Source organism: Novosphingobium sp., assembly GCF_049240505.1.
In the GTDB taxonomy this organism is placed as follows: domain Bacteria; phylum Pseudomonadota; class Alphaproteobacteria; order Sphingomonadales; family Sphingomonadaceae; genus Novosphingobium.
Genome location: NZ_JBMLSM010000100.1, coordinates 1 through 19004, shown reverse-complemented (window position 1 = coordinate 19004; position 19004 = coordinate 1). Strand labels below are relative to the sequence as shown.

Annotated in this window: 19 protein-coding genes; 6 read left to right on the top strand and 13 right to left on the bottom strand. The window is 62.7% G+C overall.

Annotation, left to right across the window (positions count from 1 at the left end; all coding sequences use genetic code 11):
• Positions 1-43: 43 nt before the first annotated feature.
• Positions 44-1669, bottom strand: coding sequence for a DUF1593 domain-containing protein (locus ACOVQ0_RS08355; RefSeq protein ID WP_421882778.1), 1626 nt, complete (start codon positions 1667-1669; stop codon positions 44-46).
• A 359-nt stretch (positions 1670-2028) separates the two neighbouring features.
• Between ACOVQ0_RS08355 and ACOVQ0_RS08350 the strand changes: the two genes are divergently transcribed.
• On the top strand, positions 2029-2910 hold the full coding sequence (locus ACOVQ0_RS08350; protein WP_421882776.1) for a DeoR/GlpR family DNA-binding transcription regulator: 882 nt from the start codon (positions 2029-2031) through the stop codon (positions 2908-2910).
• Positions 2911-2921: 11 nt separating this feature from the next.
• Here the strand turns inward: ACOVQ0_RS08350 and ACOVQ0_RS08345 are convergent, their stop codons facing one another.
• From ACOVQ0_RS08345 to ACOVQ0_RS08335, 3 genes are read right to left on the bottom strand one after another with little or no spacing between them, the layout of a single operon-like run.
• Positions 2922-4394 carry an FGGY family carbohydrate kinase gene (locus ACOVQ0_RS08345; RefSeq protein ID WP_421882773.1) on the bottom strand — a complete coding sequence of 491 codons (1473 nt, stop codon included), beginning with the start codon at positions 4392-4394 and terminating at the stop codon, positions 2922-2924.
• Between the two features lie 8 nt (positions 4395-4402).
• Complete coding sequence (locus ACOVQ0_RS08340) at positions 4403-5356, bottom strand: transketolase family protein (RefSeq protein WP_421882770.1); 954 nt, start codon at positions 5354-5356, stop codon at positions 4403-4405.
• On the bottom strand, positions 5353-6201 hold the full coding sequence (locus tag ACOVQ0_RS08335; RefSeq protein WP_421882766.1) for a transketolase: 849 nt from the start codon (positions 6199-6201) through the stop codon (positions 5353-5355). The genes ACOVQ0_RS08340 and ACOVQ0_RS08335 overlap by 4 nt, the downstream gene beginning before the upstream one ends.
• Before the next feature lie 189 nt (positions 6202-6390).
• Between ACOVQ0_RS08335 and ACOVQ0_RS08330 the strand changes: the two genes are divergently transcribed.
• Genes ACOVQ0_RS08330 through ACOVQ0_RS08310 form a run of 5 tightly spaced genes read left to right on the top strand, consistent with a single transcriptional unit; the run spans position 6391 to position 11600 of the window.
• Positions 6391-7041: a DUF2291 family protein gene (locus ACOVQ0_RS08330; RefSeq protein ID WP_421882763.1), complete on the top strand. Its 651-nt coding sequence runs from the start codon at positions 6391-6393 to the stop codon at positions 7039-7041.
• Between the two features lies 1 nt (position 7042).
• Complete coding sequence (locus ACOVQ0_RS08325) at positions 7043-8566, top strand: sugar ABC transporter ATP-binding protein (protein ID WP_421882851.1); 1524 nt, start codon at positions 7043-7045, stop codon at positions 8564-8566.
• 5 nt (positions 8567-8571) lie between these two features.
• Entirely contained in the window at positions 8572-9609 is a 1038-nt protein-coding gene (locus ACOVQ0_RS08320) for an ABC transporter permease (protein WP_421882760.1), read from the top strand.
• Positions 9610-9621: 12 nt separating this feature from the next.
• A complete protein-coding gene (locus ACOVQ0_RS08315) occupies positions 9622-10596 on the top strand; it encodes a D-ribose ABC transporter substrate-binding protein (protein ID WP_421882756.1) in 975 nt (324 codons plus the stop codon).
• 32 nt (positions 10597-10628) lie between these two features.
• Positions 10629-11600 carry a sugar phosphate isomerase/epimerase family protein gene (locus tag ACOVQ0_RS08310; RefSeq protein WP_421882753.1) on the top strand — a complete coding sequence of 324 codons (972 nt, stop codon included), beginning with the start codon at positions 10629-10631 and terminating at the stop codon, positions 11598-11600.
• 57 nt (positions 11601-11657) lie between these two features.
• Here ACOVQ0_RS08310 and cobU read toward each other — a convergent pair whose 3' ends face one another.
• From cobU to ACOVQ0_RS08265, 9 genes are all read right to left on the bottom strand, one after another.
• Positions 11658-12164: a bifunctional adenosylcobinamide kinase/adenosylcobinamide-phosphate guanylyltransferase gene (cobU, locus tag ACOVQ0_RS08305; protein ID WP_421882751.1), complete on the bottom strand. Its 507-nt coding sequence runs from the start codon at positions 12162-12164 to the stop codon at positions 11658-11660.
• Positions 12161-13621, bottom strand: a complete 1461-nt coding sequence (locus tag ACOVQ0_RS08300) for a cobyric acid synthase (protein ID WP_421882749.1) — start codon at positions 13619-13621, stop codon at positions 12161-12163. Before ACOVQ0_RS08300 ends, cobU begins: the two co-directional genes overlap by 4 nt.
• Positions 13609-14541: an adenosylcobinamide-phosphate synthase CbiB gene (cbiB, locus tag ACOVQ0_RS08295; protein ID WP_421882746.1), complete on the bottom strand. Its 933-nt coding sequence runs from the start codon at positions 14539-14541 to the stop codon at positions 13609-13611. Before cbiB ends, ACOVQ0_RS08300 begins: the two co-directional genes overlap by 13 nt.
• Positions 14534-15520, bottom strand: coding sequence for a threonine-phosphate decarboxylase (locus ACOVQ0_RS08290; RefSeq protein WP_421882742.1), 987 nt, complete (start codon positions 15518-15520; stop codon positions 14534-14536). The genes cbiB and ACOVQ0_RS08290 overlap by 8 nt, the downstream gene beginning before the upstream one ends.
• Positions 15517-16230 carry an adenosylcobinamide-GDP ribazoletransferase gene (cobS, locus tag ACOVQ0_RS08285; protein ID WP_421882738.1) on the bottom strand — a complete coding sequence of 238 codons (714 nt, stop codon included), beginning with the start codon at positions 16228-16230 and terminating at the stop codon, positions 15517-15519. Before cobS ends, ACOVQ0_RS08290 begins: the two co-directional genes overlap by 4 nt.
• Complete coding sequence (locus tag ACOVQ0_RS08280; protein ID WP_421882735.1) at positions 16227-16805, bottom strand: histidine phosphatase family protein; 579 nt, start codon at positions 16803-16805, stop codon at positions 16227-16229. The genes cobS and ACOVQ0_RS08280 overlap by 4 nt, the downstream gene beginning before the upstream one ends.
• Positions 16802-17818, bottom strand: a complete 1017-nt coding sequence (gene cobT, locus ACOVQ0_RS08275) for a nicotinate-nucleotide--dimethylbenzimidazole phosphoribosyltransferase (RefSeq protein ID WP_421882732.1) — start codon at positions 17816-17818, stop codon at positions 16802-16804. The genes ACOVQ0_RS08280 and cobT overlap by 4 nt, the downstream gene beginning before the upstream one ends.
• A complete protein-coding gene (locus ACOVQ0_RS08270; protein WP_421882729.1) occupies positions 17815-18222 on the bottom strand; it encodes a DUF1636 domain-containing protein in 408 nt (135 codons plus the stop codon). Before ACOVQ0_RS08270 ends, cobT begins: the two co-directional genes overlap by 4 nt.
• On the bottom strand, positions 18222-19004 hold a 783-nt coding region (locus ACOVQ0_RS08265), incomplete at its 5' end, for a TonB-dependent receptor domain-containing protein (protein WP_421882726.1). The genes ACOVQ0_RS08270 and ACOVQ0_RS08265, both read right to left, overlap by 1 nt.

The window sequence follows — 19004 nt, the reverse complement described above, 5'->3', positions numbered from 1 at the left end:
GTGTTTTCCGCGGGGTGCAGTGCAACACCCCGCCGTCGCAAGGTCAATTTGCCACTGTAATCACGAACTTGGCGTAGCGCGTCAGCGCGGGTGTTCCGTTGTCGGTGCCTTCGGCCACGATCTGGATCGTCTCGCCGGGGCGGGCCGATGCAGGAATCACCAAGCTGGTGTTGTTGCCCGATTCTTGTGAAAGCCCGATCGTTCCCTCGAACGTCCCTGCCTTTGCCCAATGCCACCAGCGCATTGCCACAGTGTTGTCGTCGGGGTCGCTGGCGCTGACCGCAAGCCGGATAGTCTCACCCGCCTTGGCCGAAATCAGCTTTGCGCCCTGTGCCCGCAGTACCGGTGGGTGGTTCGCCTTGGCGCGATCCGGCGTGGTTGCCCATACGAAGCGCGCAGCGAAGTCACGTTGCGCAGCGGCAAGGAAGGGGTGATCTTCCTTGGTCGTATTGCGGGGCGGATTGTCCACGGCCTTCAGCGCATCGGCGGGAATGGCGAACATGGTTGCGCCGGTCATACGCGGGCCACGGCGGAAATAGCCGCCCCATCCGCCAAAGCTGTCATCGCGATAGCCGTCCAGCCCGTTGTCGATCAGGTTGACGAATGTGCCGGTGTCGCCTTCGCCAAGGAACGATCCCTTTTCGTGCACGGGCGTCCACACCACATAGCCTTCGGCGCGAAGCTGGGCTGCGGTTTTTCCAGCGATCCAGAAGTAGTCGAACTTGTCGCCCTTTACCATCTGCCGCCCATCGCCCCACACGCGATAGAATGCGCCAAGTGGGCCGCGCGACGACACGTTGGCCTGTGTCCATTCCTTGGTGAAATACTGGGAATCCGCCAGTGATGTGGTATATTCGACATTGTAGCTGAACGGGGCCGAGCCTTCCTGTTCGCGGTAGCGGATGTCGGGCCAGTTGGGCTTGATGTATTTCTCGTAAGTATCGTCCTGATCGCCCGAAGGATGGATGACGGCCTTGCGCACAACCTTGGCGCGGATGCGGTTCCAATCGGCGGTACCTTTGTACTGTTCTTCGATCGATTTCAGCGCGCGGGCGATGGTGCTTTGTCCGCCCCATGCGTGCAGATAGATCGGGGTTTCTTCTGCATCCAGCAGCAGCGATTTGATCAGGTTGGACCCGTCGGTGTCGCGCTCCATCTCGCCGTCAAATTCGACATTGCCCCAGCGGATTTTCGACCGCAGTTCCTGTGGTGAAGGGTATCCGGCATCGTGCACGCGCAAGTTGGGCCAGGCCTTTTCATAGGCGTCCACGGCATCGTCGATAAAGCGTTCATCCGGTGCCCAGCGCCATGATGTGCAGGGGCACAGGTTCTGGCCAAAGCGATTATATTCACGGCCCGGCACGGAAAGCGTGGTGCCCTTGCCATCGCCCTTCCAGTGGAACTGGCTGCTGGCGTAAACCAGACCTTCGGTGCGGTAATCCGGGCTATAAAGCAGATAGCGCACCAGCGAATTTGAATCATCCAGTTCCGGGTCGGCGGTGATGACCACGCGTGGCTTCTGCCACGGCGGGGTCAGGGCGTATCGCGGAAGTTCGGTGCTGGCTGCTGCGCTTGCGGGCGGGGTGCTGGCGGCGCATCCGCTGGTCAGCAGGGCGGCGGCACCGGCAAGGCCCATTATCCACGGTCTGGACAAGTGCAGTTCATTCATATCGCGAACATCCTCTTTCGATTTTCTTATCGGAACTTGCAGGGGCCATACGCATCGATGGCTATGCCGGTTGAAGCCGGTTCCCATTTCTAATCAGCGATAAGGCAGCCTTCCGTGGGGGTGGTGAAGGCTGGCCCGTGTCTCATTATGCCTCGCAGGCTAATGCGGATTTTATGGTATAACAAGTATGATATCTTCGAATTTTTGTGTTTTATGGCGCAGTATTTTCAAATGATTTCAGCGTAAGGCCTGCTGTGACGAATTGTTGAGCGTTATCGGGCGGAAATCGATCAAAAGGACTGCCCCAAGGGCGTTGATCGTGTTAGTCGATGAATGACAGCCGCAAGGCGCGGCACAGCATGAGTGAACAGATGGCGGGTCGGCGCAGCACAAGAAAATCGGAAATCGAAACGCTTGCCGATGTCGAACCGAAAGCGGCCCGGCGTGCCAAGCCTTCAGCCGCGCGGCAGGGAGCGTCGCTGCTGGGCAAAGCGCGCCGCCTGAAGATTCTGGACTGGTTGCAGGAAGAAGGCAGCGCGCGGGTGCGCGATCTGGCTGAAGTGTTCGGCGTTTCGGAAGTGACCGTGCGGCAGGATCTGGAACGGCTTGAAGCCGAAGGCCATATCGTGCGCGAACATGGCGGGGCCTATCTGAAATCGGTGCCGCAACAGGTGCGCGATCTGGCGTTGCACCACATGATCAACATCGATGCCAAGCGCCGCATTGGCGCGGCGGCGGCGGCGCTGGTCAACGATGGCGAAACCATCATTCTCGATTCCGGGTCGACTACCACGGAAATTGCGGCGAACCTTGCCGCCAAGGAGCACCTGACGGTCATCACCAATGCGCTGAACATCACCTTGATGCTGGGTGCGATGCCGACTTGCACCATCCACATGCCCGGCGGTCAGTTCAAACCGCCCACGCTTTCGCTTTCGGGTGAACGATCAGCGGATTACTTCAAGGGCCTTTTCGCGCAGAAGCTGTTTCTGGCAACGGCCGCCGTGTCGTTCGACGCGGGGCTTACTTATCCGGCCATTGGCGACATTGCGGTGAAGCGCGCGATGATTGAATCTGCCGCGCAAGTCTATCTCGTGGCGGATTCCAGCAAGATCGGCAAAACGTCGTTCTCATCGCTGGGGGCGATCGACCAGGTACACACATTGATCACCGACGACGGCATTTCGGATGAAGACCGCCGCGCGTTTGAGGATTTGGGGATTGTCGTTATCGTTGCCTGATTAGGCCCAGATCAGCTAAGCTTGGCCCTTGCGATGGCCGTGCGCCATTGCCCGCGCATGGCATCGCGGCGGTCATCGTTCAGCGCAGGCATGAAAATGCGATCGCTGCTGATGATCGATGGCACAATCGGGCGGCCTAATGCATTGGCCGCCATCATCGCCGTGCCGATGGCGCTGAGTTCGGTCTGCGACGGGCGCTCCACTTTGCGGCCTGAAAGATCGGCAATCAACTGCACCAGAAAGTCGCTGCGAGCAGCGCTGCCATCGACCGAAATGGAGGTGAGCGGCGCGCCAAGGTCGGCCTCAAATGCGGCCACAACGTCGCAAATCTGGTGCGCAATACCTTCCAGCGCGGCGCGGGCGATGTGCGCCGGTTTGCTCGATAGTGACAGGCCGCAGACCAACCCGCGCGCTTTCTCGTTCCAATGCGGCGCGCCAAGTCCGGCCATCGCGGGCAGGAACACCACGCCGTCGCTATCATCGACCGACATGGCAAGTTCGGTCAGTGCCTGTGGTCCGGCAAGGCCCAGCATTTCGCTGGCGAAGGCGGCGGCATGGCCCGACACGGTGATGTTGCCTTCCAGCGCATGAACCACGCCGCCTGCGCCGGTGGCCCATGCAATGGTTTCCGAAAGGCCGTGCGTTGATGTGCGGCGCGTGCCGGTGGGGCACATCAGCGATGATCCGGTACCCAGCGTCACTTTGACCATGCCCGGCGCGCTGATGCCGTGGCCGAACATGGACGCGTGGGAATCCCCCATCATCGCGTGAATGGGGATGCCGTCAGGCAATCCGGCAAATCCACCGCGCGTTTCGCCAAAGCGGCTGTCCGAAGGCAGAACCTGCGGCAGAACATCAGCCGGAACGCCGAACAGCGCCAGCAATTCGGGCGACCATGCCGCGCCATCCAGTGCCAGCAATTGCGTGCGCGATGCGTTGCTGGCGTCTGTGGCATGGACGGCGCCGCCGGTCAGGTTCCACAGCAGCCAGGAATCGACTGTGCCCATGCGCAAATTGCCGGCGCGATGCAAATCCCGCGCGCCGGGGGCATTATCGAGCAGCCAGCGCAGCTTTCCGGCGGAAAACAGCGGGTCCAGACCCAAACCGCTTGTCCGGTGGATCAGGTCTTCATGCCCCGCTTCACGCAAGGTCGTGCAAAGTTCGCTTGACCGGCGGCACTGCCAGATCACCGCCGGGCCAACCGGATCGCTGGTTTGCGCGTCCCATGCCAGCACCGTTTCGCGCTGGTTGGAAATCGCAATGGCGGCAATCTGGATGTCGCGGGCGTTGCCCAGCGCGGCGGCGATGGCTGTCGCTGTGCTGGCGCGGATCGCTTCGCCTGATTGTTCTGCCCAGCCGGGGCGCGGATATTGCACACCCGTTGGCACCGATCCCGCGGCTGCCAACTGGCCATCCAAGGTGATCAGCAACGCCTTGGTGTTGGTCGTGCCCTGATCGATGGCAAGGATGGCGGGTGTAGGCATGGTTCAGGTCAGCGGCCCAGCAGTTCGCGCACAGAGGCGGCGATGTTGTCGGCAGTCAGGCCGAAGTGTTCCATCAGGAATTCGGCGGACCCGGTGGGCAGGAAGCCGGGGAAGCCCAAAATCTTGATGCGGCAAGGCGCGTGTGTGGCAACCACTTCGGCCACCGCACCGCCAAGGCCGCCGCGCACGCAGCCTTCTTCCACTGTCACGATGGCGCCGGTTGCCGCAGCGGACAGAATTGCCGCTTCGTCCAGCGGAGAGATGGACGACATGTTGATCACGCGGGCGGCAATGCCCTGCGCGGCCAGCGCCTGCGCCGCTTCAACCGCGCGGCAAACCATGGTGCCGCTGGCGATGATTGCGGCATCGTCACCCGCATGAAGCGTTTCGGCCTTGCCGATGGTGAAGGTTGCGCCTTCGGGGCGGTCCAGCGCGGGCACGCCCATGCGGCTGATGCGGATGAACATCGGGCCTTCGTGAGCGGCTGCGGCGCGGATGGCCTGTTCGGTTTCCCACGGGTCTGCGGGGACGATAACCGTGATGTCGCCCATCGTGCGCAGCCATGCCACGTCTTCAATGGAATGGTGCGTCGGGCCGAGTTCGCCATAAGCAACGCCGCTGGAAATACCGCACAGCTTTACGTTGGTGTTGGAATAGGCAACATCCGCCTTTACCTGTTCCAGCGACCGCGCGGTAAGGAAGCAGGCCGCGCCCGCAACGAACGCCACTTTGCCGCCATTGGCAAGGCCCGCGCCGACGCCCACCATGTTCTGTTCGGCAATGCCGACGTTGATCAGGCGTTCGGGGAACTTGGTGCGGAATCCGCCAAGTTTGCTGGAACCGACGGAATCGTTGACCACCGCGACAATGCGGTTGTCTTCGGCGGCAAGGCTTTCCAGCGTGGCGACATAGGCGTCGCGGCAATCAAAAAGCTTCGAATTGGCGGCAACAGGGGCGCTCACGCTTCCAGCTCCTTCATGGCCTGGGCAAATTGTTCGGCATTGGGCACACCGTGGTGCCAGCTTGCCTGATCTTCCATGAACGAAACGCCCTTGCCCTTGATCGTGTTGGCAATGATGCACAGTGGCTTTTCGCGCGTTTGCGATCCGTCCAGCAGCGGCAGCAGCGCGGCGTGATCGTGCCCGTCCACTTCGGCCACGTCCCAGCCAAAGGCGCGCCATTTGTCGCCCAGCGGTTCAAGCCCCACGGTATCTTCGGTGCGCGCGCCCTGTTGCAGGCGGTTTCGGTCGACGATCAGGGTCAGGTTGGAAAGCTTGCGGTGGCCTGCGGTCATCGCCGCTTCCCAGTTGCTGCCTTCCTGCAATTCACCGTCGCCAGTGGCCACGAACACGCGATAGTCGGCCTTGTCGATCTGCCCGGCAATGGCGATGCCCACCGCCACCGGCAACCCGTGGCCCAGCGGACCGGTGTTGGTTTCGACACCCGGCGTCTTGTTGCGATTGGGATGGCCGTTCAACCGTGACAGCGGCTGCATGTAGGTCGACAGTTCTTCCTCAGGAAAGAAGCCCGCCTTGGCCAGCGTGCTATACAGCGCGCCAGTGCAGTGGCCTTTGCTCAGAATGAAGCGGTCGCGCGCCGGGTCGACAGGATTTGCCGGGTTATAGCGCATGGCATCGAAATAGAGCGCGGCCAGAACATCGGTAATCGACATGTCGCCGCCGGGATGGCCCTGACGAGCCTCGAACACCATCCGAAGGCTACGTATGCGCACCTGACGCGCCATTTCGCGCACATGGGCGGCGCGGTCTTCCAGTGTGGAAATGGTGGTCTTGGACGCAACTGGCATCTTTCGGGCCTCTCGTATCGTTGGCCGGGAACTAAGCGACGGAATGCGAAAGCGCAAGCTATGAACTTACGAAAATTTTCGTTTTAACCTTCGACCTTCATCAATCCGCTTGAAACGCCAGCCTCCTTGCCCTAGCGATCAGTGCATCGGGCGACGCGAAAACAGCGTCGCCTACCAAGAGGATGCACTATGAGTTTCGGCATTGCCGGAAAGGCGCGATTCGCGGTGGCGGCTACATTGCTGGTGCTGACGAGCGCCTGCAAGATCGTCTCTATCGATGAAGATCGCGCCATGCGTGAACGACGTAGTGGCAAGATCGATGCCGGTGCCGTGGTGGCGCGGGACTGGCAGGGGCGTTTGTTGCCTGAACTTACGAAAAGCGCGGTGAATCTTGCCGAAATCTGGCCTGCCATCGCTCGCGATCCAGCGGCGGCGGGGGCGGCGCATGGCCGTCAGGCATCCGAAGGGGCGAACTGGACTTTCGTGGTGAAGGGGCAGGGGCGCGTGGTTTCGGTGGATGATACGTCGCGTTCGGGCGCGGTCAGGCTGGCCGTGCCGGGCGTGGGCGACGTGGCAATCCAGACTGGGCCGGTACTGGTTTCAACCGCAGTCCGCGATGCAATTCCTTCGCTTCGTTTCGATGATTTTCCAGATCAGATGGCTTTTGCCGCCGTTAACAAGGCCTTGAATGCAAAGGCGCTTGAATCGGCAACCCGTAATCGCGCGCTTTTGCGGGAAGGTGCCGAAGTGTCGTTCGTGGGCGTGATGCACATGGGCGAGCCGGGGCAGGCCGCCGTGATCGTGCCCGTGGCGCTGGGCGCGGCGGCGCAGGGTGGCTGACATGACGGTGCTGATGCAGGCCCGATCCATCGTCAAGACCTATGGCGCGACCAAGGCGCTGAAAGGCGTCGATTTCGCGGTCGAGGTGGGCAAGGTCAACGTCCTGATTGGTGAGAACGGCGCGGGTAAATCCACGCTAATGCGCATTCTTGCGGGGGTGGAGCAGCCGACGCGGGGCGAATTGCTGATCGATGGTGCGCCGGTGCAATTGCCATCGGTGCGCGAAGCGGCGCGACATGGCATCGGCATGGTGCATCAGGAACTGAACCTGTGCCCCAATCTGTCGGTTGCTGAAAACATCTTTCTGCTGCGCGGGCCGGGCGGCGGCGATGTGCTGCTGGACCGTGCCGCCGAACAGGCCGCGGCGGCGAAATTGCTGCAACGTCTGGGGCAGGACATCGACCCAGCGCGCACCGTGGGCCTGCTGAGCGTGGGTGAACAGCAGATCGTCGAGATTGCCAAGGCGCTGGCCGAAGATTGCCGCGTACTGATCTTTGATGAGCCGACTTCAGCGTTGAGCGATGCCGAAGTCGAAGTGCTGTTCCGCGTGATTGGTGACCTGAAACGGTCGGGCGTGGGCATCGTCTATATCTCGCACAAGCTGGAAGAACTGCTGCGGGTGGGCGACACCATCACCATCCTGCGCGATGGCGAAGTGGTGGCGCGGGCCGATGCCGACGGGGCCAGCGTGGCGTGGATTGTTGAGCAGATGCTGGGCAGCGCGGGCAAGCTGGAGCGGGCGGACTTCGACTTCACCGAAGGCCCCGCCGTGCTGTCGGTTGAAGGCGTGACCCTGCCGCGCTCATCGGGCGGCGCGGCGCTGTGCGGCGTGGATATGGAATTTGGCGCGGGCGCGGTGGTTGCCATCTATGGCCTGCTGGGATCGGGCCGGACCGAAGCGATGGAAGTGGCCTTTGGTGCGCGCCAGCCTGGGTCCGGTGCGGTGCGCCTGAAGGGCGAGGACATCACTGCGCTGTCGATTGCGCAGCGGGTGAAGCGCGGGCTACTGTTCGTTTCGGAAGACCGCAAGGCGCAGGGCATTTTCGCCAATTTCTCGGTCGGCGCGAACATGGGGCTGAGCGATCTGGCGCGCTTTGCCGCGCGCGGCGTGCTGTCCCCTGTGCGTGAACGCGGTGCGATTGCGGGCATGATTTCGCGCCTTGGCGTCAAAACCGCTTCGGCAGAGGCTTCCATCGGTTCGCTTTCGGGTGGCAACCAGCAGAAGGTGCTGATTGGACGCGCCTTGATGCCCGGCCCCGCCGCGCTGCTGCTGGATGAACCCAGCCGGGGCATTGACGTTGGCGCGCGCGCCGAGGTGTTTCGCACCATCCGCGCTTTGGCGGCAGACGGGCTGGCGGTGATCTTCACATCATCCGATGTGCTGGAAGCGCTGGCGATTGCCGACAGGATCATCGTCATGTCCGGCGGGCGCGTAACGCTTAACGTGCTGGCGCGCGACGCCAGCGAACAAATGCTTATCGCTGCCGCAAATGCATCGTCGCAAGCGGCGGTGGCCAAGGTATGACAACCATGACCCAGACTTCTGAATTTACGCCCGCAGATGGTGGTGCATCACCGGTGATCGCGCTGCTGTTGCGCTTCCGCACGGTGCTGGCGCTGCTGGTGGTGACGCTGTTCTTTGCGGCGGTTGCGCCCAACTTCCTGTCGGTCGCCAACTTCCTGATCATGTTCAAGCACATCGCCATTGTGGCGATTCTGGCCATTGGCATGACCTTTGTGATCCTGACCGGCGGGATCGACCTTTCGGTCGGCTCCATCGCCGGGCTGGGCGGCATGGTGGCAGGTGCGTTGCTGCTGAACGGCATCGTCCTCGCACCGCTGGGCGTGGTGATCTACCCATCGGTTGCCGCGACGATTGGCATCGTCCTTGTGCTGGGCGCGGCTCTGGGGCTGGTCAACGGGCTGCTGGTCACCCGCCTTGGCGTGACGCCGTTCATCGCCACGCTGGGTATGCTTTATGTCGCGCGCGGCGCGGCACTGCTGATGTCGGATGGCGCGACGTTCGGCAATCTGGTGGGCAGCCCGGACTATGGCAACGAAGGCTTTGGCTGGTTGGGGGCCGGGCTGGTGCTAGGCATTCCGGTGCCGGTGTGGCTGCTGGTGCTGATCGCCGCCGCCGCGGCCTTTGCCGCAGGATCGACCACGTTTGGCCGCCGCGTCTATGCGGTGGGCGGTAATGAACGCGCGGCCCTGCTGTCAGGCGTGCGGACAGACCGGATCAAGTGCGCGGTCTATGCCATTTCGGGCTGTGCCGCCGCACTGGTGGGCACGCTGGTCGCGTCCGATCTGGTCGCCGCGCATCCCGCATCGGGCGAGACGTTTGAACTGAGCGCGATTGCGGCGGTGGTGCTGGGCGGGGCCTCGCTTTCGGGCGGGCGCGGCACGATTGGCGGCACGATCATCGGGGCCTGCGTGATCAGCGTTCTGGGCGATGGCATGGTCATGGTTGGCGTCAGCGAGTTCTGGCAGATGGTCATCAAGGGTTCGGTCATTGTCGCCGCCGTGGTTCTGGACCGGCTTCAGGAACGGTTCGGGCAGGCGCGCTGAGGTGGCATGAACATGACGAAACTTCACAACATTTCGGGCAAGGTCTGGCTGGCGCTGGCTGCCATCGTGGCGCTGATCGGCTTCGGCCTGGCGGGGCAGGCAACGCGCGGACAATCCAACTTGATCGTCATCATCACCCCGTCGCTGGACAATCCGTTCTTCGGGCAGGAGGCCTTGGGCGCGGAAGCGCGGGCGCGTGAACTGGGCTATGAAACGCTCAAATTCTCGCACGGCGATGATGCCTACAAGCAGAGCGAGCTGATCGACACCGCGATTGCCCGCAATGCCGCTGCCATCATCCTCGACAATGCCGGGGCAGAGGCCAGCGTGGCTTCGGTGCAGAAGGCAAAGACCGCCGGTATTCCCGTGTTTCTGATCGACCGTGAGATTTCCGCGCGCGGCATTGCAGCGGCGCAGATCGTGTCGAACAACTATCAAGGTGCGATGCTGGGTGCGCAGTCCTTTGCCAAGGCGATGGGCGAGGCCGGTGCCTACGCCGAACTGGTCGGCAAGGAATCCGATACCAACGCGGCCATCCGGTCCAAGGGCTATCACGAGGTTCTGGACCAGTATCCCGACCTTAAGATGATCGCCCGCCAAAGCGCGAACTGGAGCCAGAGCGAGGCTTTCACCAAAGTCCAGTCGATCCTTCAGGCCCACCCCGAAGTGCGCGGGATCATCGCCGGGAACGACACCATGGCCATGGGCGCGGTCGCGGCACTGAAAGGTGCAGGGCGCAGCGATGTGGTCGTGGTGGGCTTTGACGGATCGAACGACGCGCGCGATGCGATTGCCGCAGGGGCGATGCATGCCACGGTGCTGCAACCGGCATTCCGGCAGGCGCAATACGCGGTGGAACTGGCGGATCGCCTGCTGAAAAACGGCAAGACCGGGCAGAGCGAAAAGCAGCTTATGGATTGCATCCTGATCACCCGGCAGGAAGCGCCGCGTCTTAACAATTTCGCCCTGCAAAGTGCAGCGCGCTGATATAACCTATTGAACACGAACGAGGTATTCCGATGAGCAAGCTCACCTTCGGCGCAGGCATCTGGCACTTTGCGACATATGTGGATCGTTACGCCACTGACGGTTATGGTGCTCCCAAGTCGTTGATTGAAATGATCGATCTGGCCGGGCAGGTGCGCGACTTGTCCGTGGTCGATATCAACTTTCCGTGGAGTGCCGACATTTCTGTTGAACAGGTTGAAGCGGCGCTCGCCCGCAACAACCTGTCGGTCATTGGCATCACGCCCGAAATCTATAACCGCGAATTTTCCAAGGGCGCCTTCACCAATACCGATGCGGGCGTGCGCCGCCGTGCCAATGAAGTGTGCAATCAGGCGGCCGATCTGGTCCGCCGTTTCGGTGCCAGCTATGTCAAGCTGTGGCCGGGGCAGGATGGATGGGATTATCCGTTCCAGGTTGACCATCGCAAGCTGTGGCAGATGTCGGTTGAAGGCATTGCCGAACTTGCCAGCCAGAACCCCGATCTGAAGTTCGTGATAGAATACAAGCCGCGCGAACCGCGCGTGCACATGAGCTATTGTTCGATGGCGCGCACGCTGTTGGGGATCGAAAAGATGGGCGTGTCCAATGTCGGCGTGCTGCTCGATTTCGGTCACGCGCTTTACGGCGGGGAGTCGCCTGCGGATTCGGCGCAGCTTGCCATCGATCATGGCCGCCTGTTCGGCATGGACGTGAACGACAACATGCGGTCATGGGATGACGATCTGGTGGCCGGCACCGTTCACCCCATCGAACTGTTCGAATTCTTCTACACCCTGCGCAAGAACAACTGGGAAGGCGTGTGGCAGCTCGACCAGTTCCCCTTCCGCGAAGATTGCGTGGAAGCTGCGAACATGGCCATTGACTTCCTGAAGCGCATCGATCGCGCGCTGGACCGGCTCGACTTTGCCGAAATGCAGGAAGCGCAAGACCGGCAGGATGCAATGGCTGCGCAGAAGCTGGCTCAGGATGCGTTGTTCGGCTGAAGCAACGAAACGGTCGCGATCATGGGAGTAACTGCTGCCCCCGTGATCGCGCTACCGTCATTTCAGCCGCAGCGGCAAACCGGCTGCGACGAACACAACTTCGTCCGCTGCTTCGGCGATCTTCTGGTTCAGCCAACCGGCCTCGTCGCGGAAGCGGCGCGCCAAAGCGTTTTCGGGCACTATGCTCAAGCCCACTTCGTTGGCGATCAGCGCAATCGGAACGCTGCACTGCCGAACCGAACGTACCAGCGCGTTGCCAGCCTCGATCACATCGTGATCGCCCAGCATCAGGTTCGATAGCCATAGCGTAAGGCAGTCCACAAGGATCGCTTCCGCGTGTGTAGAGGCCTCATCGATGGCGGAGGGTAGGGTGATGGGAGCCTCCACCGTGTGCCAGCGCGGGCCTCGGTCCTGCCGGTGTCGTGCAATGCGGTCGACCATTTCCGCATCGCCTGCTTCTGCGGTGGCGATATAGGCAAGGCGGCCTTCGCGCGTTTCCATGCGCCTCTGTGCATAGCGACTTTTGCCCGAACGTGCGCCGCCCAGAACCAGCAACCGGTTCATCGAGCCGTACCTTGTGCCAGCGCCAGCAGGCCATCGATATCCAGATGCTGTTCCAGCGCGCTGGCCAGATTATTCAGCGCGGCATCGACCAGCACCCCATGATCTTGCCCGGAACTTTCCACGCCGATGCGGGCCAGCATTGCCTTCCGCAAGGCGGGGCGTTCCAGCAATCCGTGGCAGTAGGTGCCCATGACGCGCCCGTCGGCACTGATCGCACCGTCCCGCCTTTCGCCCTGAAACATGGCGAAGGGCCGAACATCATCCGGCCCGGCCGTTTCGCCCATGTGCATTTCGAAACCGTCGAAGGCAGCACCTAGCGCATGGCCGGAAACGCGCCTCAGCGCCTTGCGCGGCTTTAGTTCGGTCGTCACGTCAAGCAGGCCGAGGCCATCGATCTTCCCCGCTGGGCCTTCGATGCCAAGGGGATCGGCAATTGTGCGGCCAAGCATCTGATAGCCGCCGCAAAGCCCCAGGATCATCCCACCTTTCCGGTGATGCGCAAGAATGTCGATGTCCCAGCCCTGCTCGCGCATAAACGCCAGATCGGCGATGGTGGCTTTCGTTCCGGGCAGCACAATGAGATCGGCCTCTGCCGGGATTACAGAACCCGGCGGGATCATCGCCAGTTCGATGTCCGGTTCCTGTCGCAGCGGATCAAGATCGTCGAAGTTGGCGATGCGGGGCAGCATGGGGCAGGCCACCAGCTTGCGTCTGCCGGTGCGCCGGGCAGGGCGCTCCAGCATGACCGCATCTTCGCTCGGCAATGCGGTGATGCAAGGCAGCCAGGGCACAAGACCAAAGCCGCGCCAGCCCGAAAGGCGCTCGATCGCGCCATAACCATCTTCGAACAGCGTCGGATCGCCGCGAAACTTGTTGACGATGAAGCCGTGGATCATCGCTGCATCGGCGGAATCGATGACAGTGCGGGTGCCGACGAGGGATGCAATGACGCCGCCCCGGTCGATATCGCCCACCAGCACCACGGGCACATTTGCCGCGCGCGCAAAACCCATGTTGGCGATATCGCCCGCGCGCAGGTTTATTTCGGCAGGAGAGCCTGCGCCTTCGACCACAACGATATCGCACTGACTCTCCAGCCGGTGCCAGCTTTCCAGCACTTCAGGCAGCAGGGTGCGTCTGCCCTCGCGGAAGTTGGCTGCGCCCAGCGTGCCGCGCACCCGGCCGTGCACGACCAGTTGCGATGTGTGATCGGCCTGAGGCTTGAGCAGCACCGGGTTCATGTCGGTATGCGGTTCGGCCCGCGCGGCAAGGGCCTGAAGCGCTTGGGCACGGCCAATCTCGCCGCCATCGATGGTCACGGCGGCATTGTTCGACATGTTTTGCGGCTTGAATGGCAGCACGCGCAACCCCCGGTTGGAAAGCGCGCGACACAAGCCTGCGACCAGAACAGATTTGCCGACATCCGATCCGGTACCCTGCAACATCAGGCCAGCCATGCAATCCCCCCTGCAACGACCCAGCACAGTGCGCAGGCTCGATGATAGACGTGCCGTGCCCGAATCAGGTCTGGCAATCCGGCTTCGTTTCCTTCACCGATCCACGGCTTGTCCATGACTTCTCCATCGTAGCTGGCGGGGCCAGCCAGCCTTACTTTGAGCACGCCCGCCATCGCCGCTTCCGGCCAGCCCGCGTTGGGCGAAGCGTGGGCGCGGCGATAGCGCCAGCCGATTGCCCATCCGCCAGATCCGGCAACGCATATCAGCAGCGCCGAAAGCCGGGCGGGGATAAAATTCATCGCATCGTCCAATCGCGCCGCCGCCCAGCCAAAGTCCCGATAGGGTTCCTCCTTGTGGCCGATCAGGCTGTCTGCCGTGTTGACCGCTTTCAACACCCATATGCCCGGCAGGCCTCCGACAAGCAGCCAGAACAGCGGGGCGATCACGCCATCGCAGAAGCTTTCCGCAAGGCTTTCGATACCCGCCCGCGCCACGTCCGCCCTATCCATCCCTGCCGTATCGCGGCCCACGATCATCCCGACCGCTGCCCGTGCCGCTACGATATCGTCCGCCCTCAGCGCTTTGATCACCGGGACGACATGCTGATCCAGACTGCGCTGCGCCAGTGCAGGCCATGCCAGCAGCGCCGCCGCCAACCATCCGGCGCTGCCCAGCTTGCTGGCACCCCAAGCCAGAGCCAGCCCGCCAACCCCTGTAACCGCGATCAGGATCAGCACTGTCGCCACACCGCCCATCCTGCGCGCACGACGGCTGCGGTCAGGTCTGTTCCAGCCCCGATCGCACCATGCGATCAGCCGGGCGAAGGCTCCCACCGGATGGCCCACCAGCGAATGAATCCGCGCAGGCCAACCTAGCGCTGCATCCAGCGCCAGCGCCATAAGCGCTACTGGCTCAGCCATCGCCTAACGCCGCATCCAGCCGCTGTAGCCCCGCGTTATCAGGTGGCAGGCCGATGCGCAGAAGGTCGGAGCGATCCTCGAACGGGCGCGTCAGGATGTGCTGCTGCGCTAGCCTTTCGAACAACCCTGCGGCATCCGATACGACCACCAGCCGGAACAACGGACAGTCGCCGGAAACGTCAAGGCCATGCCGCCGCACCACGGCATCAACCGCCGCCGCCTGTGTCACAAGCCTCCGCCTTGTTTCCGCGATCCAGCCCGCATCGGCATAGGCCGCCGCGCCATAAGCAATTGCCGCTGCATGAACCGGCCAGTCGCCGAACGCTTCGCGCAACGCCCCAAGCACTCGCTGAGGCGCGATGGCAAAACCAAGGCGCAGGCCAGCAAGCCCGAAGAACTTTCCGAAAGATCGCATCACGATCAGCCGCCGCTCTTCTGTCACTTCACTGGAAATGCTCCAGTCGGGCGCGCAATCAGCAAAAGCCTCGTCCACGATCAGCCAGCCACCATGCTGTTCCTGATGGTCGAGCAGTTCAAGCAGTCTGGCTCGTGGCAGCACGCGGCCATCGGGATTGTTGGGATTGCCAATCACCAGAGCGGTCGGGCGCCGGGGCAGGGTGGAGAGGTCCGCAATTGCATCTGCCTGCGCAAAGGCTCGGCTATAGGTGCCGTAGGACAGCGGCTGGTAGAGGCCTGGCAGGTTCAGCACCCTCGCGATCTGGCGAATGCCCGTCTCACTACCGGGCACGGCTGCGCATAGCGGCAGGGCGCAGCCGAAGTACTGCGCCGCAGTCAGCTCCAGCGCGTGTAGCGCCAGCGGATTAGGCAGCGCACGCCAATCCACCGCCAGCCCGGCGGGCGCGTTCCAAGCGTTGGGGTTGATGCCGGTCGAAAGATCCATCCAGTCTGCAGCCTCACCGCCATAGCGTGCACAGGCCTCGGTCAGACGGCCACCGTGATAGCGGAACCCGGCGTTCATCGCGCCAGTACCAGCACGAGCAAACCAGTCGTCTCGACAAGTTCGATACCTGCACCATGCCCATCGCCCGATATTCCGCCGATACGCTTGCGCAGCCACAGCGCCCACAGTGGCAGCGCAACCAAGGCAAGGATCAGCGGTGGACACATCATTGCGGCCGCGCCGCTCCATGTGACCAGCCATAACACCAGCACCGACCAACGCGCGCCCTGCTGAAACATGGTGCCAAGGCCGTCATGCAGCGGCGGCAGCAGCAGCGTCCACGCGAGCGGACCAGTGCGTGCAAGCACCGGGATCAGCAGAAGCCAGTGCGCACTCCCATTTTCGAGCAGGCATTGCAGCAAAACGAATTTTGCCAGCAGTTGCAGGGCGATGGCCACCACGCCAAAGCTGCCGATATGCGGATCGGCCAGCACTGCTGAAACGCGCGCGTGGTCCGCATGAGTCGCACCCGCCACATCGGCCATGTCACCCAACCCATCAAGGTGCAGCGCCCCGGTGAACCCGACCCACGCCACCAGTGCCAGCAATGCGCCCAGCGCAGGATCGCGCGTGGCTCCTGCCATCGCTGCTGCCCAAACCACCGCGCCGACGACAGCCCCTGCCACCGGAAACCATCGTATCGCCCTGCCGAAATCCTTTTCTCCTGCCGCAACCTCCGGCAGAGGCAGGCGCGTCATGAACTGCAGCGCGACGACCAACGGTTTCATCCCGGCAATCCCGCGCGCAGGCCCACGATCTGTCCCGAAGCCGCATTGTCCGGCCAGATATGCAGCGATAACAGCGCCCCATAAGGCAGGTCGAAAGACCATACGGCACGGTGATCAAGCCCCGTCAGCACGGAAACAGCAGCCCGCATCGCACCGGCGTGCGTCACCACAAGCGCCGCGTCGCCAAGGTCAGCCAGTGCTGGCCTCACACGCTCGCAAAGGTCAAACCAGCGCTCTCCATGAGGTGGCGGGAAAGCATCGGGATCATTCCAGAAACGCGCCAGATCATCGCGTGCGATCGCCTCGGTGGGCAATCCGTCCCAAGCCCCGAAATCAAGCTCTCGCCATCGTGGATCAACGGCGAGATGAAGCCCGCGCATCGCTGCCTGTATTTCAGCCCCGGCCAGCGCGCGCAGCAGGTCTGAACTCACGACCTGACTGATGGTAAGCCCGTCCGGCACCGCGCCGCGCAACCCGCCTGCCGGATCGCACGGCGGCTCGTCCGTATGGCCCAACATCAGGCCCATGCGGCGCGGCGGGCCATGCCGCAGCAGATGGATAATCTTCGCCTTCACAGTCCCGCCGCCACGGCAGCTTCGACAAAGGTCGCCATGCCATTGTGCGTGGCCAGCGCCGCCCGAACCAGCGGAACGGCCACTGCCGCGCCTGATCCTTCGCCCAGCCGCATTCCCAGACGCAGCAAAGGTTCCATACCAAACTGGTCCAGCAGCTGTGCGTGCGCCTGTTCGGCAGAGCAATGTCCGGCAAGGCAATGCGCGGAAAAACCTGGTTGTGCCGCAACCAGTGGCGCGATTGCTGCGCAGCAAATGAAGCCATCGAGCAGGACCGGCACACGCAGCATCCGCGCGGCCATGATAGCGCCTGCCATTGCTGCAATCTCTCGCCCGCCAAGGCGGCGCAAGGTTTCAAACGGGTTGATGCAGTGCGGCCCATGCACCGCAATGGCGCTTTCCACCGCCGCGATTTTCCGCGCCACGCCGCCTGCGTCCACGCCACTGCCGAGCCCGCACCAGTCCTCGGCGCTGCCGCCATAGGCCTGTAAGCACAGCGCGGCTGCAGGGGTCGTGTTGCCAATCCCCATCTCGCCCACTAGCAACAGATCGGTGTCGGGCGTGACCACTGCGGCGCCTGCGTTCAGCGCGGCAAGGCATTCGTCTGCTGTCATCGCAGGTTCGCGCGCGATATCGCCTGTCGGTCGGTCAAGGTCGAGCGGCACCACCGTCAATTCTGCACCGCAGGCAGTGGCAAGCTGGTTGATCGCGGCACCGCCGACGCGAAAGTTCCCAACCATCTGTTCGGTCACTTCCACTGGGAAAGCACTGACCCCGCGCGCGGCAACGCCGTGGTTTCCGGCAAAGACCGCGATGTTCGCCTTATGCAGGGCAGGGCGGGCGCTGCCCTGCCAGCCTGCCATGAACAGCGCGATCTCCTCCAGCCGTCCCAGCGATCCGGCGGGTTTTGTCAGTTCCGTCTGCCGAGCCGCCGCTGCGGCAACTGCTACATCGTCGGGCTGTGGCAAAGCGTCCAGTGCCTGCGCAAAAGCGCGTTCATCGTCGAACCGGATCATGTGACGACGAACCCTTCTGGCGGCGTGCGGGTGATGAAGTGGCCTTTCACCTGTTGCGGCCATTCTCCATAAGGCACCACGCCTTGGGCACTCTGTGCATGGCGTGCGGCATATTCAAGGATTGCGCGCGCCTGATCCTCGGCAGGGGTGAACCCGCCAAGGACATAGCCAATCTTGCCCGGTGCCCGGACGTGTACCGCGCAATGGCGCTGGCACGCAAAGAGGCAGGCCATTTCCTGCACCTCTACGCCTGCCAGAGCCGGTTCGGCTTGTTGAACCGAGCGAAGTGTATCGGCCAGCAATGCGCCACCGCGCCGACCCTGATCGTCTTCACGCTGTTCTGCGGACAGGCGGCAGGTGGAACAGACCACCACCGCCGGTCCTGGTTCCACCTGCCGCAGCATCAGAACCGGCTCCTGATGCCGAGATAGACCGTCCGGCCCAGCGCTCCGTATCCGCCTGCGGTTTCGTATTGCTTGTCGGCAACGTTTTCCACGCGGGCGTTGAACGTCAGCTCTTCGGCAACGCGCCATTGCGCGCGAAGGTCTACCAACCAGTAGTCGGGTAGAACCGTGGCGCTGCCCGCTCGGTCGAAGGTCCGCCCGGCATAACGTGCAGCGGCACTGGCACGCAGGCCTTGCGGAAGATCGATCCCGCCTTCGATATTGGCAAGATGGCGCGGTACGCGGGCTAGCTGTCGTCCCAGATCGGCGCTGCCGGGAGAACGATCTTCGGCCGCGATCCAGCTATAGTTGCCCGATGCGAACAACACGCCGACTTGCGCCCGCGCGGCCAGTTCCAGTCCTTTGGCGTGGGCCTTGCGCACGTTGGCGTAATAGCCAAAGCGGCTCGTGGTGGTGCCGGGGATGAAGCAGGCTGCGGGAAGCGTGCCGCTGGTCGGGCAAAATGCGAAATCGATCAGATTTTCGGTATCGCGCTCGAACCATGTCGCAGAAACGTGGAACATCTCGCCCAGCGCCTGCTCAGCTCCCACCGACCAGCCCTTGGCCTTTTCAGGCTGCAATACGGTCGAGCCATAGATGCTGAAAAGCTGATAGAGTGAAGGGGCCTTGAACCCTTCGTCATAGCTGGCGCGCAGCACGGTGCGGCCTTCGTTCGGTGTATAGACCGCGCCCGCGCTGAACACTGTGCTGCCGCCAAAGCGCGATTGATCATCATGCCGCAC

What these genes read in the sequence shown, in the direction of transcription:
- cobU (WP_421882751.1), bottom strand. Translation starts at nt 12,164, where the DNA reads ATGAACCGGTTGCTGGTTCTGGGCGGCGCACGTTCGGGCAAAAGTCGC.
- cobS (WP_421882738.1), bottom strand. Translation starts at nt 16,230, where the DNA reads ATGAAACCGTTGGTCGTCGCGCTGCAGTTCATGACGCGCCTGCCTCTG.
- ACOVQ0_RS08270 (WP_421882729.1), bottom strand. Translation starts at nt 18,222, where the DNA reads ATGCTGCGGCAGGTGGAACCAGGACCGGCGGTGGTGGTCTGTTCCACC.
- ACOVQ0_RS08310 (WP_421882753.1), top strand. Translation starts at nt 10,629, where the DNA reads ATGAGCAAGCTCACCTTCGGCGCAGGCATCTGGCACTTTGCGACATAT.
- ACOVQ0_RS08320 (WP_421882760.1), top strand. Translation starts at nt 8,572, where the DNA reads ATGACCCAGACTTCTGAATTTACGCCCGCAGATGGTGGTGCATCACCG.
- ACOVQ0_RS08315 (WP_421882756.1), top strand. Translation starts at nt 9,622, where the DNA reads ATGACGAAACTTCACAACATTTCGGGCAAGGTCTGGCTGGCGCTGGCT.
- ACOVQ0_RS08355 (WP_421882778.1), bottom strand. Translation starts at nt 1,669, where the DNA reads ATGAATGAACTGCACTTGTCCAGACCGTGGATAATGGGCCTTGCCGGT.
- ACOVQ0_RS08325 (WP_421882851.1), top strand. Translation starts at nt 7,043, where the DNA reads ATGACGGTGCTGATGCAGGCCCGATCCATCGTCAAGACCTATGGCGCG.
- ACOVQ0_RS08290 (WP_421882742.1), bottom strand. Translation starts at nt 15,520, where the DNA reads ATGAACGCCGGGTTCCGCTATCACGGTGGCCGTCTGACCGAGGCCTGT.
- ACOVQ0_RS08345 (WP_421882773.1), bottom strand. Translation starts at nt 4,394, where the DNA reads ATGCCTACACCCGCCATCCTTGCCATCGATCAGGGCACGACCAACACC.
- ACOVQ0_RS08300 (WP_421882749.1), bottom strand. Translation starts at nt 13,621, where the DNA reads ATGGCTGGCCTGATGTTGCAGGGTACCGGATCGGATGTCGGCAAATCT.
- ACOVQ0_RS08335 (WP_421882766.1), bottom strand. Translation starts at nt 6,201, where the DNA reads ATGCCAGTTGCGTCCAAGACCACCATTTCCACACTGGAAGACCGCGCC.
- ACOVQ0_RS08350 (WP_421882776.1), top strand. Translation starts at nt 2,029, where the DNA reads ATGAGTGAACAGATGGCGGGTCGGCGCAGCACAAGAAAATCGGAAATC.
- ACOVQ0_RS08330 (WP_421882763.1), top strand. Translation starts at nt 6,391, where the DNA reads ATGAGTTTCGGCATTGCCGGAAAGGCGCGATTCGCGGTGGCGGCTACA.
- cbiB (WP_421882746.1), bottom strand. Translation starts at nt 14,541, where the DNA reads ATGGCTGAGCCAGTAGCGCTTATGGCGCTGGCGCTGGATGCAGCGCTA.
- cobT (WP_421882732.1), bottom strand. Translation starts at nt 17,818, where the DNA reads ATGATCCGGTTCGACGATGAACGCGCTTTTGCGCAGGCACTGGACGCT.